General features: G+C 71.9%; 12 protein-coding genes. 8 read left to right on the top strand and 4 right to left on the bottom strand.

Annotated elements, in window-relative coordinates; translation table 11 throughout:
- Positions 1 to 3 precede the first annotated feature (3 nt).
- The 4 genes from HEP81_RS36525 (at position 4) to HEP81_RS36510 (ending at position 1659) form a co-directional block, all read left to right on the top strand.
- Positions 4 to 318 (top strand): hypothetical protein, encoded by a 315-nt coding sequence (locus HEP81_RS36525; protein WP_037653987.1) that lies wholly within the window; start codon positions 4 to 6, stop codon positions 316 to 318.
- 98 nt (positions 319 to 416) lie between these two features.
- Complete coding sequence (locus tag HEP81_RS36520; protein WP_037653986.1) at positions 417 to 602, top strand: hypothetical protein; 186 nt, start codon at positions 417 to 419, stop codon at positions 600 to 602.
- 688 nt (positions 603 to 1290) lie between these two features.
- The gene (locus tag HEP81_RS42430) at positions 1291 to 1425 is read left to right on the top strand and encodes a hypothetical protein (protein ID WP_338058757.1); all 135 of its coding nucleotides are present in this window, start codon (positions 1291 to 1293) and stop codon (positions 1423 to 1425) included.
- 63 nt (positions 1426 to 1488) lie between these two features.
- Positions 1489 to 1659 (top strand): DUF5670 family protein, encoded by a 171-nt coding sequence (locus tag HEP81_RS36510; RefSeq protein WP_037653984.1) that lies wholly within the window; start codon positions 1489 to 1491, stop codon positions 1657 to 1659.
- A gap of 292 nt (positions 1660 to 1951) precedes the next feature.
- On the opposite strand, the gene HEP81_RS42775 is transcribed toward HEP81_RS36510, so the two are convergent.
- The 4 genes from HEP81_RS42775 to HEP81_RS36490 all read right to left on the bottom strand — a co-directional run bounded on the left by HEP81_RS42775 (position 1952) and on the right by HEP81_RS36490 (position 7940).
- Positions 1952 to 3316, bottom strand: coding sequence for a hypothetical protein (locus tag HEP81_RS42775; protein WP_421673944.1), 1365 nt, complete (start codon positions 3314 to 3316; stop codon positions 1952 to 1954).
- A gap of 225 nt (positions 3317 to 3541) precedes the next feature.
- Positions 3542 to 4504: an SDR family NAD(P)-dependent oxidoreductase gene (locus HEP81_RS36500; RefSeq protein WP_037653982.1), complete on the bottom strand. Its 963-nt coding sequence runs from the start codon at positions 4502 to 4504 to the stop codon at positions 3542 to 3544.
- Positions 4505 to 4686: 182 nt separating this feature from the next.
- Positions 4687 to 7284, bottom strand: a complete 2598-nt coding sequence (locus tag HEP81_RS36495) for an MFS transporter (RefSeq protein ID WP_037653980.1) — start codon at positions 7282 to 7284, stop codon at positions 4687 to 4689.
- Positions 7281 to 7940, bottom strand: a complete 660-nt coding sequence (locus HEP81_RS36490) for a MarR family winged helix-turn-helix transcriptional regulator (protein ID WP_421673943.1) — start codon at positions 7938 to 7940, stop codon at positions 7281 to 7283. Before HEP81_RS36490 ends, HEP81_RS36495 begins: the two co-directional genes overlap by 4 nt.
- Positions 7941 to 8368: 428 nt before the next feature.
- Between HEP81_RS36490 and HEP81_RS36485 the strand changes: the two genes are divergently transcribed.
- From HEP81_RS36485 to HEP81_RS36470, 4 genes are all read left to right on the top strand, one after another.
- Positions 8369 to 9310, top strand: coding sequence for an ABC transporter ATP-binding protein (locus HEP81_RS36485; RefSeq protein ID WP_037653979.1), 942 nt, complete (start codon positions 8369 to 8371; stop codon positions 9308 to 9310).
- A complete protein-coding gene (locus HEP81_RS36480) occupies positions 9307 to 10662 on the top strand; it encodes an ABC transporter permease (RefSeq protein WP_037653978.1) in 1356 nt (451 codons plus the stop codon). The genes HEP81_RS36485 and HEP81_RS36480 overlap by 4 nt, the downstream gene beginning before the upstream one ends.
- Positions 10663 to 10665: 3 nt before the next feature.
- A complete protein-coding gene (locus tag HEP81_RS36475; RefSeq protein WP_037653977.1) occupies positions 10666 to 13422 on the top strand; it encodes a bifunctional YncE/alkaline phosphatase family protein in 2757 nt (918 codons plus the stop codon).
- Between the two features lie 99 nt (positions 13423 to 13521).
- Positions 13522 to 14451 (top strand): GNAT family N-acetyltransferase, encoded by a 930-nt coding sequence (locus tag HEP81_RS36470; protein ID WP_037653976.1) that lies wholly within the window; start codon positions 13522 to 13524, stop codon positions 14449 to 14451.
- The last annotated feature ends 158 nt before the right edge of the window (positions 14452 to 14609 follow it).

Here is a 14609-nt window from a genome sequence, read left to right as displayed (position 1 = left end):
CGGATGCCCGAGGCAAGCGATCACCGAACCACCCTGACCGACCTGTGGCGGGCCCATATGGCCGCGCCTTTCCCAGTCGGCCTACGGGGCGCCGAGCGAGCCGGCATCGACATGGTGCTGCTCGACGCGAGCATCGCCGGCTGCGTCTCCTCCTGGCTCAACCGCGCCGGCTCCCCCGACACGCGGCGCCTGGAGATCGCCGAACGGTGCGTCCTGGAACTGGACCAGGTTCTTCCCCTGCTCACCGGGACCGAGGAGATCGAGTACTTCCGACGCCTGCGGCGGATGGCCGCACTCGTGTCGCTGCCGGAGAGCTGACCCCGGCCCCCTCTCATCCGACACGCCCTGGAGGCAGCCGGTGCAAGGGGCCCGGCGTCGAGATGCCGGTCCCGCGGGGCCGTCGTACATTCGCGCCCATGGAGGAGAAGCCGCGGCGCATCGACCCCGCCACGGACCGGGCGGCCGCCGCGCAGCTGCTGGGCTGTCTGCCGGACGAGGTCGGGTACTGCCCGCGCTGTCAGGGACTCACCCATCGCTACGGCCACGGGGCCCAGGTCATCTGCGCCGCCTGCCGGGCCGCCGAGGCGGCCTCGCCCGCTTGAGCGCACCGCATGCGGCCCATAGGTCGTCAGCCGTGGCGGAGGCTGCCGGTCACGAGGGCCGGGGGACGAAGGGGTTCGGGGGTTCGTGCCTCGGCTCTGGGCGTTGATCGGCACCCTGTTACCCGTGGAGGTCCGCCCGTTCGTCCATGCGATCGCCGGCTGGGCGGTACGGACGGACTCCTTCGGTGGTTGCGGCACTATCTGCGCGGATGTTCGGGGGCCACGGCCGAGCTGTGGGCGGCCCTGGTGGAGCCGCAGGGAGCCGGGGCCCTGCGGTTGGTGTCGGTGCTGGCCGAGGCGTGTCACACGGGTGACCTGTTCGAGGACCTGCCGGCCGATCTGGCGACGGGCCGCTGCTATCCGCCGAGGGCGGCTGGACGCGTTCATCGAGGTCCAACTCGGGTGCTGACGCGCGCTGTTGGACGAGGCGGTGCGGTTCCGGTCACCGGCATGGTGGGGCCGCCGTACCAACCGTTCGTCCACGCCCTCCTACTCGGCGTGCAGTTGCACTACGACGACGTGCTCACCGTCTGCGCGGACTACGGCGGCCGGGACGAACTGACCGCAGCGGCCCGCGCGTTGGCGGCCAAGGCGGTGACGGGCAGCGTCCGCCCCGAGGACATCGGCCCCGCCGCTCTCACCCGGCGTCTGTACGTGCCCGAACAGCCCGCCCGACGTCGGCCTCCTGATGCGCACCTCCGCCGAACAGCGGATCAGCAACTTCCTGCCCTGGCGACTCACCTACGCCGGGTCCGCCAGTGCTGGGGCGGCGAAGAGCAAACCATCCGAACGGATGCCCTTTCCCTTCGTTCCGTGGAAGTAACCGGTCTTCCGTGTGCTTGCGGAAACGAAGCAAGGGCATTCGGTGGCCAGGAGGTTGATAACGATGGTTCCCCTGATTCTGGTTCTTCTTCTGGCCCTGATCCTCTTCGGCGCGGGTTTCGCACTGAAGGCGCTGTGGTGGATCGCGGTGATCGTGCTCGTGCTGTGGCTGCTGGGCTTCCTCGTCCGGCCCGCCGGGAGCGGCGGCCGCCGGGGGCGTTGGTACCGGTGGTAGACGAGAGAAGACGGGTCGCGAGGCGGTAGGCGACGTAGACATCGCGGTACTCCCGGCCGGGGGCGACCCGGTCGGGGAGATGGGTCCGCTCGCTGCGGGCGGAGGACTCCCGCTCACCGTCGCCGGGGAAGCCGACAGCGGTGCGGGGCCGCTGCGCGAAGCGGAGACGGTCGCCGCGGACCGTCGCCTCGAACGAGATGTCCGGTTCCGGGGATCCCTCGGAGCCGCGCGCGGCAGGTGATCGGCTCACCCGCCCCGTGGCGGCTCCGCCGGATCCCCGGCGGGCCCCCGTTCACGGCGGCTCGTCCCGCGCCTTGCGGGCACGGCGCCGGACGGGACGGTCCGGCCGCTCGTCATCACCGCCACGGTCGCCCTCTCGACGCCGCTCACCGTTGCCCTCGTCCTCGTCGTCCCCCTCGCGGGAACGTCGCGTCCCGGCGGTCCGCCCGCGTTCGCTCTCCCCGCTTCGGCCGGCGGCCCTCTTGGCCGACCGCGCCGTCCGCCGAGCGGCGCTGCGCTCGGCCGCCTTCCCCTCGACGTCGGCCGCCTCGCCCCCCGTGTCGGCCGGCTCCCCCGCCACATCGACCGCCTCGCCCGCGGCGCCTCCCGTCTTCCTCATGGTGCGCCCCGCGGCCCGCCCGGTCTCCCGCACCACTCCACCCGCGTCACTCACGGCCCGGCCGGCCCGGCCGCCGACGTCCTCCACCGCACGTCCAGCGCCGCCCCCGACGTCCCCCGTGTCGGCCGGCTCCCCCGCCACATCGACCGCCTCGCCCGCGGCGCCTCCCGTCTTCCTCATGGTGCGCCCCGCGGCCCGCCCGGTCTCCCGCACCACTCCACCCGCGTCACTCACGGCCCGGCCGGCCCGGCCGCCGACGTCCTCCACCGCACGTCCAGCGCCGCCCCCGACGTCCCCCACCACCCGCCCGGCTCCCCCGCCCACGTCCTCGACGGCTCCCTGCGCGCCCTCACCGACGACCCGCACGGCGGAGCCGGCACCGCGGCCGACATCCCGCACCGCCGAACCCGCGCCCCGGCCCACATCCTCGACGGCGCCGCCGACTCCGCGCCCGACACCCTCCACGGCGTACCCGGCGCCCCGTCCGACGTCCTCGACGGCTCTGCCCGCCCCGGTACCCAGTTCGCCCACGGCGAGGCGAGCCCCGCCACCGACGTCCCGCACCGCCGAGCCGACGCCGCGTGCCAGCTCCTCCAGGATCTGCGGGTTGCGATCGAGGGTGGTGAGCACCCGGTGGATGATCGACGCGACATTGTCGAGCCGCACCTTGAGCTGCGCCTGCGCCTCCACGCCCGAGATCCCCAGGTGCACCCGCCCGAGGGCCACATCGGCGCCCACGTTCAGCTTCAGCAGGTCCAGAACCTCGGCCTGGAGCGAGACACGGGCCCGCAGGTCCTCCACGTCCAGTTCGATCTCGTCGACACTCAGGTGCGGGACGTCGAGGAAGACATCGGGGTCCACCTCGGCGCCGCCCCCGCGGACCACCGCCGGGGCGTCCTCCGCGTACGGCTCGGTCTCGGCGTACGCCTCGGGGCCGTCGGCCTCGTACTCGTACCCTTCTTCGTACTCGTCATCGACCGCGTCGTACGGCTCGGCTTCCTCGACGGGCCCGTCGTCGTGCTCGACGTCGTCGCGCATCCTGGCACCTCCGCGAGTCGGGCGGGTGTTATGCCCCTTTCGGGCCAGTATGCTGCGCCGCCGTGCGGAATCCCGGGCCGCCGAAGGCCCCCGGCACAGCCGTACCCGGCCGCACTCCAACGGCGCACGCGGGAGCGCGCGGCACGGAGGCGGCGCCGGTACGGTGCGCCGGACGGGTGACGGCGGACGCCTCGCCCCGCCGACCGCGCGGGCGAGCGGTCCCGGTCAGGACGCGAACGCGTCCACCCCGGTCAGCTCGGCCGACAGCGTCCACAGCCGGGCCGCCTGCTCCGGGTCGATCGCCCAGTCCTTGACGCCTTCACGGGCGTCGGTGTCCTGGGCGGGCTCGGCGACGTCGCAGTCCTCCAGGTAGAGACCGCCGAGACCGTCGAGCTGCGGGGAGGTCGCCGCCCAGACCTGGGTGGCCGCGCCCTGCTGCGGGGTCTTGAACACCTCGGGGTGGAGCAGGTTGCCCTCCTCGTCGATCCAGCCGCGCTCGACCATCTCCTCCTGGGCAAGGTGCCGTTGGAGCGGCGTGAGGATGCCCCCTGGGTGCAGGGCGAAGGCGCGGACCCCGGCGTCGCGGCCGAGCTTGTCGAGCTGGACGGCGAACAGGACATTGGCGGTCTTGGCCTGGCCGTACGCCTCCCACTTGTCGTAGCCCTGCCGCCAGTGGATGTCGTCCCAGCGGATGCCGGCGGCGTGGTGGCCGCGCGAGGACACGGAGACGACCCGGGCGCCGCCCGGCGCGATCGCGGGCCACAGCCGGTTGACGAGGGCGAAGTGGCCGAGGTGGTTGGTGGCGAACTGCGCCTCCCAGCCGTCGCCCACCCGCGTCTCGGGGCAGGCCATGATCCCGGCGCTGTCGATCACGATGTCCAGGCCGCGTCCGGAGGCGAGGAACCGTTCCGCGAACCGGCGCACGCTCTCCAGATCCCCGAGATCCAGCTCGTCCACCTCGACACCGGGCAGCCCGGCCAGCGCCTGCTCCGCGGTCTCCGGACGACGGGCCGGTACGACGACCCGGGCGCCGGCCTTGACGAGCGCGCGTGTGGTCTCCAGCCCGATCCCCGAGTAGCCCCCGGTGACCAGGGCCAGTTTGCCGCTGAGGTCGATACCCTCCAGGACCTCGTCGGCGGTGCTGGTGGCGCCGAATCCGGACCCGATCTTGTGCTGTGCAGTACTCATGCCCGGCACGCTACGAATTGGAGTGCTCTCCAAGTCAAGCGGCACACGGCGGGGCCGGTCACCGAGGCGCTCGGCGCGGCCCCGGAACACGGCCCTACGAGGGACCCGGGCATGACACCAGGGCCCGCGATCCGGTGGATCGCGGGCCCTGGTCGGGTTCCCCCGGGGGTGCTTCGGACTCGCTACTTGGCGGTGTCCTCGTGGGACAGTTCGAGGTCGAAGTCCGTGGTGCCGCCGGCGTCCACGCGGACGGAGGTGGCGACCGGGGCGTACCCGCTGGCGATGACGGTGTACTCACCGAGGTCGAGGTCGGTGAACCCGTAGGCGCCGTCCGCGCCGGTGGTCGCGGTGCCGAGCACATTGCCGGCCGCGTCCAGCAGCGTCACCTTGGCATCGCCGAGCGGCCCGCCGGTGGCGGCGCTGATGACGCCGTGCAGCTGGGCACCGGATTCGAGACGGATCTCGCAGGGCTCGGCCGCGCCCGGGGTGACCTCGACGGGGACGGCGGCCGGACGGTAGCCCGGCGCGTTCACGGCGAGGGTGTAGCTGCCCGGGACCAGGTCCACCAGCGAGAAGCCACCGTCGGCGGCGGAGGTCGCGGAGGTCACGACCTCACCGCGCAGATCGGTCGCGACCAGCAGGGCGCCCGGCAACGGGTTGCCCTGGGCCGCGTCCCGGACGGAGCCGGTGAGCGCGGCGCTGCTGCCGCCGAGGACGAGATCGCAGACCACCGGCTCGTCGCCGACCAGCACGGTGACGGCCTGCGGCTGACGGGCACCGGCGGCGCCGATCAGCACATACGTGCCGGCGCCGGGCACCGACACCGTGTAGGTGCCGTCCACTGCGCTGACCGCGCGGTCGAGCTGCCGGCCGCGGACGTCGATCAGGGTGATCGCCGCCTGCGGAACCGGGGCGTCCGCGCCGTCGAGGACCCGGCCGCGGACGAGCCGTCCCGTGGCGGCCACGGAGGCGACGGCCACCGGGGCGTCCTCCACGAGCGGGACAGCGGGCGCCTGGCCGCTGTCGGCCGCCACGGCGTTCACCTGGGCGTCCTTCACATCGGCGGCCTCGGCCTGCGTGCCGTCCGCCTCGGCGGCGCGTGCCTCCAGGCCGGAGACCTTGCGCAGCGGCACCTCCTTGGTCCACACCGCGACCAGGAAGCCGAGCACCATGATGGCCGCGGCGCACAGGAACACCACGTGCATGGCGTCGGTGAAGCCCTCCTTGAAGGGCTGGGCCAGCCGCGGGTCGAGCTGCTGGATGAAGGACGAGTCGTCCAGCACACCCGAGCCGCCGCCGCTCGCCGCGGGGTGCTTGAGCATGTCCAGCACGGGGGCGTTCGCCGGGTTGGCGCGCACCGCAGGGTCGTGCAGGGCGGCCTGGAACGCGGGCGTCTGCGCGGCCGACCGGAACGCGGAGCTGATCTTGTCGCCGACGGTGCTGAACAGCACGGACAGGAAGATCGCCGTACCGGCGGTGCCGCCCATCTGCCGGAAGAAGGTGGCCGACGCGGTGGCGACGCCCATGTCCTTGGGCTCGACGGAGTTCTGTACCGCCAGGGTCAGGATCTGCATACAGCCACTGAGGCCGAGGCCGAACAGCGCCATGTAGGCCATGGTCTCCGGCAGCGGGCTGTCCCACTGGACCCGGTAGTGGAACAGCAGCATGGCGGCGATCAGCAGGACTGTGCCGACGATCGGGAAGATCTTGTACTTGCCGGTCTTGGAGATGATCCGGCCGACCACCATGGTGCCGGCGATCATGCCCACCATCAGCGGCAGCATCAGCAGGCCGGACTTGGTGGGGCTGACGCCCTTCACGATCTGGAGGTACAGCGGGACCATCATCATCCCGCCGAACATGCCCATACCGATGAGCACGGACAGCAGGCTCATCTTGCTGAACACGGAGCTGCGGAACAGGCGCATCGGGATCAGCGCCTCGTCGCCCATGGCCCGCTCCACGAAGACCCAGGCGATCAGGCCGACCAGGCCGACGGCGTAGCAGACGTACGACTTGGTGGAGGTCCAGCCCCAGGTCTGGCCCTGCTCTGCCACCAGCAGCAGCGGCACCACGCCGATGGCGATGGTGAGCGCGCCCCACCAGTCGATGCGGTGCTCGCGCCGGGTGTGCGGAAGGTTCAGGACCTTGGCGACGACGAAGAGCGCGATGATGCCGACCGGGACGTTGACGAGGAACACCCAGCGCCAGCCCGCGATGGCCAGGATGCTGCTGCGACCGGCGAGGAAGCCGCCGATCAGCGGGCCGAGGACGCTGGAGGAGCCGAACATGGCGAGCATGTAGCCCTGGTACCGGGCGCGCTCGCGGGGTGGCACGATGTCACCGATGATCGCGAGCGCCAGCGACATCAGACCGCCGGCGCCGATGCCCTGGAAGGCGCGGAAGGCCGACAGCTCGTTCATCGAGGTGGCGAAGGAGCAGGCCGCCGAGCCGGCGATGAAGATCGTGATGGCCGCGAGGAAGAAGGGTTTGCGGCCGTAGAGGTCGGAGAGCTTGCCGTACAGCGGGGTGCTGATGGTCGACGTGATCAGGTAGGCGGTGGTGACCCACGCCTGCGCGCTGAGTCCGTGCAGATCGTCCGCGATCGTGCGGATCGAGGTGCTGACGATGGTCTGGTCGAGGGCGGCGAGGAACATGCCCAGCATGAGACCGCTGAGGATCGTCATGATCTGGCGGTGCGTCAGCCGGCCGGCCGGTGGCGGCGGCGACGCGGATATCGCTGATGTTCCCCCGCGGGCCGGGGACGCGGACATGGTCATGCGTGCAGATCTCCTTGCCTCGCCTCGCCCACCGGGTGCTGCCCGGTTCCGAGGCTCGTGTACGTGCTGTCCACCAGGTCGTCGTTGAGGCGCTTCAGCAGGCGGGTGAGAACGGTGCGGTCCTCGATCGGCCACGGTTCGAGGAGCCGGGTCAGTTCCGCCTCGCGGCGGCGTACGGCGCTCTGGTACGCGGCGCGACCGGCCTCGGTCGCGCTGAGCAGCGAGCCGCGCCGGTCCTCCGGGTCCGGGTGGCGTTCCACCAGTCCCCGGTCCACCAGCGAGCGCACCTGCCGGCTGACCGTCGACAGATCGAGGAAGACGTCCGCCGCCAGGTCGGTCGCGCGGCGCCTGCCGCAGGTCACCAGCCGGGCGAGCAGCACGCGGTCGGCGGCCCCGCACTCGAATCCGGCGCGCTGGGTCCAGGCGGCGAAGAGCCGCATGAGGCGGACCATCTCGGCGCCGAGTCCCGACGCGGCGGCCTCGGCACCCACGGCCTCCGTGATCACCGCGGCCTCGGCACCCACCGCGTCGGCGAGCGCGGTCGCGGTGCACGCCGCCCCGGCGGACGGTGCGTCGTCCGTGCGCGCGTCGTCCGCCCGTACGGCATCCATCCGTACGGCGCCCTCATGGCCTCTGCGGCTCTCTGCGCCGATCATCACTCACATTCCGTTGCTTGCGGCTACCAAGTGAGTGTAGGGCCTGGCCGACGCCACCTGTACGCCAGCGTCCGGTCACGCTTCGGCAATACGACGGCCGACGCAGTGGGGGGGCAGGGTACCCGGCCAGCCTGTGCGCCCGGACCGCGTGCGCCGCTGGCCGGGCATCGCGGTACGGCCCCCCTGCCGGGCGGAACGCGCTCTAGGGTGACCGCTGCGGCGCCTCACCCGCGGGGCAGGAGAGGCGCCGGACGCGCACGCGCGGGTGGGGGCGGGGGTGCCACGCGGTCCGGATCGGGCCGGGTGCGGAGGGTGCGCGCGAGGGGTCGACCATCTGTCGCTCCTCGTTCCCGGAACGTTCAACTCACCTCCCTGCCAGGGTTCTTCGGCACACGCCTACGGTCCTTGCGGTCTCGAAGGAGGAGTTCATGGACGCAGTGCTCGCGGTGCGGGCGCGCGGGATCACGAAGTGCTTCGGTGATGTGGTCGCGCTCGACGGTGTCGACCTGGATGTGACCCAGGGTCAGATCCATGGCCTGGTCGGGCCGAACGGAGCCGGGAAGACAACGCTGCTCGGCCTGTTGCTGGGGCTCGCCGTCGCCGACGCGGGCACTCTGGAGGTCCTCGGCGTGCCGGTCGGGCGCGGTCTTTCGGCCGTTGACGGAGTGGCCGGTTTTGTCGACGGGCCGGGCCTGTACCCGTCGTTGACCGCCCGGCAGAACCTGACCGCGCTGGTCTCGCTGCGCGGGCGCGACGCGCGTACGGCGGGGATCGGGGAAGTGCTCACCGAGGTCGGTCTGCGCGATGTGGCGGACGACCGGGTGCGCGGCTTCTCGCTCGGCATGCGGCAGCGGCTCGGGCTCGCCGCCGCCCTGCTCACCCGGCCCCGCCTGCTCGTCTTGGACGAGCCCTCCAACGGCCTCGACCCCTCGGGCAAGCGGCAGGTGCACCGTGTCCTGAACCGGCTCGCGGCGGACGGCACGAGTGTGGTGCTCTCCAGCCACCGGATGGACGACGTCGAGGCGCTGTGTTCCGAGGTGACCATCCTCGCCACCGGACGGGTCGTCTTCTCCGGCCCGCTCGCCAAACTGGCCGCCGAGAACCGGGAGTTGGAGTACCGGTTGCTCACCTCCGACCCCGCCGCCGCACGCCGGCTGGCGGCCGAGGCGGAGGACGTCCGGGTCGTCGAGGACGGCGGGACGCGCCACGGCGACGAGGTGCTCGTCGTACGGGCGTCGGTGCCCGCGCTCGATCGACTCGTGTCCCAGGTGGTGCGGTCACAGATCGCGGTGCGTGAACTGGCGCCCGTGGTCTCCCCGTTGGAGGCCGCGTTCCTCGCGCTCACCGAACAGCAGGAGGCCGGCCGATGACCGCGACCCTGGCGGCGGAGCGCGTCGCCCCCGCCCGTCCGGTCTCCGTGCCGCGCGCCTACCGCTTCGAGCTGGTCAAGCTGGTGTCGCAGTGGCGGATCCGGCTGCTGGTGCTCGCCTGCTGGATCGTGCCGGCGCTGTTCGTCGCCGGGGTGAGTGTGCAGAGCACCCTGCCCTCCGACACCCTGTTCGGGCGCTGGATGCACGCCACCGGCTGGGCCGGACCGCTGGTGGTGCTCGGATTCGCGGGCACCTGGGCGCTGCCGCTGCTGACGTCGGTGGTCGCCGGTGATGTGTTCGCCGCCGAGGACCGGCTGGGCACCTGGCGGCATCTGCTCGTGGTCGTACGGTCGGCCCGGCGCATCTTCGTGGCGAAGACCCTGGCGAGCCTGACCGTCATCCTGCTGCTCATGGCCGGGCTGGCCGTCTCCGGCGCGGTCGGCGGGCTGCTGGCGGTCGGCAACCAGCCGCTGGCCGGTCTCGACGGCCATCTGCTCGCGCCCTCGGACGCCGCCGTCAAGGTCCTGCTGGCCTGGGTCGCGGTGCTCGCCCCGACGCTGGCGCTCGCCGGGATCGGGCTGCTCGGCTCCGTGACCCTGGGCCGCTCCCCCATGGGGCTGCTGCTGCCCGCGGTCGTGGCGCTCGCGATGCAGCTCGCCCAGATGCTGCCGCTGCCCCTCGTCGTACGCCTCGCGCTGCCCGGGTACGCCTTCATCGCCTGGAACGGCCTGTTCACCGACCCGGGGCAGGTCGGCCCGCTGCTCATCGGCGTCGCGGTGAGCCTCGCCTGGGCCCTCACCGCGACCGTGCTGGCCTATGTGCTGTTCCTGCGGCGCGACTTCACCGATCTGGGCTACGACGGTTCGGGCAGGCGCGCGGTCACGGCGGGACTCCTGCCGCTCGCGGGGCTGCTCGCCGTCTCGGCCGCCGTGATCGCACCGGCGACCGGTGTGTCGGGCTCCGGCATCGAGCAGGACAAGGTCCAGCGCTCGCTCGCCACCGCCTTCGCCCATCTGTACCGGATGCAGACCGAGCAGCTCCATCGACCGGCCGTCACCGAGGCGCAGTTGAGGGCCACGGCGGCGTGCGACAAGGGCAGCGACCGTGTCGCCGCCCAGGGGCCGGGCAACGACTGGCGCTGTGTCGTGTCCTGGCATCTGCCCGGCGTCGAGGCCACGGGTACGGCCGTCTACCAGCTCGACGTCACCTCGGACGGGCGGTTCGTCGCCGACGGCGACGGCCCGAAGGAAGTGAACGGCTACTTCCTGGTGCGCACCCCCGAGGGGGACGCGCCGAACCCGCTGTGGCAGTTCGACGGCAACGTCGAGCTGCTTCCCACCTCGAAGGGATAACCCATGCAGGTAACACGCCACCGCAGGCGTGTCCAGAAGGAGCGTTCGGGCTTTCTGTCCAGACGCTTCGGCCGCCGGATACCACTGGTGACCGCTGGGACCTCCGCGCTCGCACTCGTCGCCGCCGGTGCCGCTTTCGCTCAGACCCACCAGTTCGGCACCGAGCAGGTCGGCCAGACCACCCACAACGGCCAGGTCATCTCCAGCGACCAGTACCTCGCGCCGTACGGCGAGCATCTGGTCGTGAACAACGGCAAGATCATGTCGTCCACCGTCAGCCCCGACGGCACCCACCTGGCCGCCTCCGTCACCGACGGCAACGCCGCGCTGGCCGTCGTGGACCTGAACGGCTGGAAGGTGCAGCAGGTCGTCGGCAACGCCGCCTCCTCCAGCCCGCGCATCAAGGGCAACGACGTCGGCCAGGAGGGCCCCACCTACTCCCCCGACGGCAAGCAGCTGTGGCTCGGCCAGACCAACGGCTACACCCGCTTCACCGTGAACGCGGACGGCACGGTCGCCGACCCGACGTACATCACCGTCCCGGCGGACGGCGCCAAGCACGCGCTGGTGGGCGCCACGGTGTTCTCGGCCGACGGCTCCACCGTGTACTCGGCGGTCAACGGCCAGAACCGGGTGGTCGCCATCGACACGGCGACCGGGAGCATCAAGCAGAGCTGGGCCGTCGGCAACGCCCCGCGCGGCCTGGTGCAGGTCGGCGACAAGCTGTACGTGAGCAACGAGGGCGGCCGCCCGGCGAAGCCGGGCGACACGACCATCAACTCGTACGGCACCCAGGTGCCGGCCGACCCGGAGACCGGCGCCACCACCACCGGCACGGTCAGCGTCATCGACCTGGCGCACCCGGCCGACGCCGCGAGCAGCATCGACGTCGGGCTGCATCCGACCGCCCTGTACGCCAAGGAGGGCGCGCTGTTCGTCACCGACACGGCGAGCAACGACGTGTCGGTCATCGACACGGCCAAGGACAAGGTCGTCCAGACGATCTCCACCCAGCCGTGGCCGGAGGCGTCGGTGGGCTATGAGCCCGACGCGGTGACCCTCACCGACGACGGGCATCTGCTGGTGACGCTCGGCCGGGCGAACGCGGTCGCCGTCTACCGCTACAACAGCCCGCTGGAGCCGGTGAGTTACGTCGGTCTGCTGCCGACGGACTACTTCCCCTCGGAGATCGCGAGCGTCGGCCGGCAGGTGGTGGTCTCCAACACCCGCGGCATCGACGCGCTGCGGCCCACCACCAGCGCCGGGCACGGCACCCACGACACCACGTCGAGCGTGCAGCGCTTCACACTGCCCGACGACAGCGTGATCCGGGCCCAGACGTCCAAGGTGTTCCGGCAGAACGGCTGGACCGCCGGCTCGGTGAAGTTCGCCAAGGGGAAGGACAAGGGCCGGCCGGTGCCGGTCCCGGCGCGCCTCGGCGACCCGTCGACGATCAAGCACGTCTTCCTGATCGTCAAGGAGAACCGCACCTACGACCAGGTGCTCGGCGACATGCCCGAGGGCAACGGCGACCCGTCGCTGACGGAGTTCGGCGAGAACGTCACGCCCAACCAGCATGCGATGGCCTCGCAGTTCGGCCTGTACGACAACACGTACGACATCGGCACCAACTCCGCCGAGGGCCACAACTGGCTGATGCAGGCGGACAATCCGGAGTACACCGAGTCCTCCGCCGGTGAGTACGCGCGCAGTTACGACACCGAGGACGACGCCCTCGGCCACCAGAAGTCCGGGTTCCTGTGGACCGGTGCGCAGGCGGCGGGCAAGTCGGTGCGGGACTTCGGCGAGTTCCAGCAGTTCCTGACCAAGCCGTCGGGCTCCAGCTGGCAGAACCTGTACTGCGACGCCAAGAACATGGACGCGACGGGTCAGGGCTCCGCCTACACGCTGAACTCGTCCTCGCCGATCCCGTCCCTGAACGACGTGTCGGTGCACGGCTTCGCGAAGTTCGACACCAGCGTGCCGGACGTCTACCGGGAGCAGGTCTGGAAGCAGGACTTCGAGAAGAACGGTCCGGCCAACCTGAACATGTTCTGGCTCTCCAGCGACCACACCGGTGGTCCGGCGAGCGCGAGCGCGCAGGTCGCGGACAACGACCTCGCCACCGGCAGGATCGTGGACGAGATCTCGCACAGCAAGTATTGGAAGGACTCGGCGATCTTCGTCGTCGAGGACGACTCCCAGGCGGGTCTCGACCACGTCGACGGCCACCGCGCCCCGATCCAGATCATCAGCCCCTGGTCGCAGCACGGCAAGGTCGACAGCCACTACTACTCGCAGATCACGGTGATCCGCACCATCGAGCAGATCCTCGGGATCCACCCGATGAACCAGAAGGACAGCGCGGCCACCCCGATGACCAGGGCGTTCACCGGTCACCCGGACTACACGCCGTTCACCGCGCTGCCCAACCGGACCTCACTGACCGACGGTCTGAGCACCCCGCCGTCCTGCGGTGTGGACACCCCGGCGCCGCAGGACCCGAAGGCCGCCGCGGTGCCCGCCACGAAGGTCCCGGCGGCCGAGAAGCCGCTCGCGGCGCAGTGGGACAGCTGGAAGTCCAAGCAGCGGCTGACCGGGCCGAACGCGGTTCCCGACTACGCCAACCCGGCCCAGATGAACCACTACACGTGGTACCAGACCCACAACTGGGCCAAGCCGTACCCCGGTGAGAAGAAGCTGTACGCGCCGAACGACGTCCCGGGCGCGTACATCCCGTCGCCGGAGAACGACGGCTGACGCACCCGACCGGGTATGGAGAGGCCCCCGGCCGGCGTCAGTGCCGACCGGGGGCCTTCTCCCTGTTTCCGGTGGGGTGCCCCGGTGCAGGGTTCCTCCATGGCTGATCCTTCCGCGGGAGCATGGCCGGCCGGCTATCGAGTCCGCCCCGCCACCACCGCCGACACCGATGCCGTGCACCACCTGGTCGGCGCGGGCGAGCGCGCGCTGCACGGCCTGGCCACGACCGACGCCGATCGCATCGCGGCCGATCTCGGCATGACAGGGGACGCCGCGGCGTGCGACACGGTGCTGGTCACCGGTCCCGCAGGGGACCCGGCCGCCTGGGCCTGGGTACGGGGGCGGCGGGCCACCGTCCAGGTGCATCCCGGGCACCTGGGGCGGGGGCTGGGAACCGCCCTGCTCGCCTGGTCCGAGGCGCGGGCCCGGGAGCTGGGCGGCGACCGGCTGGCCCAGACGATCTCCGACAGCGATCTCGCGGCCGCGGCACTGCTGCGCTCCGCCGGGTACGTCAGGATGGTCACCGAGTGGCTGCTGGAGATGCCGCTGCCCGGCGAACCGGTGGTTCCGGAGCCGCCCGCGGGGATCACGGTGCGGGCGTTTCGCGCGGGCGACGAGGAGGCCGTGTACCGGCTCACCGAGGACGCGTTCGACGAGTGGCAGCAGCGGCGCAAGCCGTACGCCGAGTGGGCTCGGCTCACGGTCGGTCGGACGACGTTCGCCCCGTGGGCGTCGCCGCTCGCCTTCGAGGGTGATCGGCTGGTCGGCGCGGTGCTGTCGCTGGACACGGGGGACCTGGACGGCGGCGAGGGGTACGTGGAGCGGGTCGCGGTGCGCCGTGATCAGCGCAACCGGGGTATCGCGCGGCTGCTGCTGCGAGAGGCGTTCCGCGCCTTCTACCTCCAGGGCAGGCGGAGCTGTGTCCTGTGGACGCATTCGGACACGGGGGCGCTGGCGCTGTACGAGCGGATCGGGATGACGGTGCGGCGCAGTTCCACGGTGTACGGCAAGCCACTCGTCGGGGGGTAGCCGACCGGGGGGCTTCCGGTCCGCCCCCGCTCGCGGGCTGGTGCTGGCCCCCGTACCGGTCCGGCTGCCAGCAGGAGTGATCGTGTCGTGGGCGATCTCTACCGTGGTGCGCATGGCAATTCCTTTACTTTCACCCGCGCTTCGCAGAGGTGCCGCGC

Origin of the sequence: Streptomyces griseofuscus, from assembly GCF_014673495.1 — a bacterium.
Taxonomy (GTDB): domain Bacteria; phylum Actinomycetota; class Actinomycetes; order Streptomycetales; family Streptomycetaceae; genus Streptomyces; species Streptomyces murinus.
Note: the sequence above shows the minus strand (reverse complement) of the source record. Positions and strands in the feature narration are given on the sequence as shown.

Excerpts from the sequence above, each read along its gene's own strand:
- HEP81_RS36470 (WP_037653976.1), top strand. The coding sequence starts at position 13,522 with ATGGCTGATCCTTCCGCGGGAGCATGGCCGGCCGGCTATCGAGTCCGC.
- HEP81_RS36525 (WP_037653987.1), top strand. The coding sequence starts at position 4 with ATGCCCGAGGCAAGCGATCACCGAACCACCCTGACCGACCTGTGGCGG.
- HEP81_RS36495 (WP_037653980.1), bottom strand. The coding sequence starts at position 7,284 with ATGACCATGTCCGCGTCCCCGGCCCGCGGGGGAACATCAGCGATATCC.
- HEP81_RS36500 (WP_037653982.1), bottom strand. The coding sequence starts at position 4,504 with ATGAGTACTGCACAGCACAAGATCGGGTCCGGATTCGGCGCCACCAGC.
- HEP81_RS36510 (WP_037653984.1), top strand. The coding sequence starts at position 1,489 with ATGGTTCCCCTGATTCTGGTTCTTCTTCTGGCCCTGATCCTCTTCGGC.
- HEP81_RS42775 (WP_421673944.1), bottom strand. The coding sequence starts at position 3,316 with ATGCGCGACGACGTCGAGCACGACGACGGGCCCGTCGAGGAAGCCGAG.
- HEP81_RS36475 (WP_037653977.1), top strand. The coding sequence starts at position 10,666 with ATGCAGGTAACACGCCACCGCAGGCGTGTCCAGAAGGAGCGTTCGGGC.
- HEP81_RS42430 (WP_338058757.1), top strand. The coding sequence starts at position 1,291 with ATGCGCACCTCCGCCGAACAGCGGATCAGCAACTTCCTGCCCTGGCGA.
- HEP81_RS36520 (WP_037653986.1), top strand. The coding sequence starts at position 417 with ATGGAGGAGAAGCCGCGGCGCATCGACCCCGCCACGGACCGGGCGGCC.
- HEP81_RS36480 (WP_037653978.1), top strand. The coding sequence starts at position 9,307 with ATGACCGCGACCCTGGCGGCGGAGCGCGTCGCCCCCGCCCGTCCGGTC.
- HEP81_RS36485 (WP_037653979.1), top strand. The coding sequence starts at position 8,369 with ATGGACGCAGTGCTCGCGGTGCGGGCGCGCGGGATCACGAAGTGCTTC.
- HEP81_RS36490 (WP_421673943.1), bottom strand. The coding sequence starts at position 7,940 with ATGATCGGCGCAGAGAGCCGCAGAGGCCATGAGGGCGCCGTACGGATG.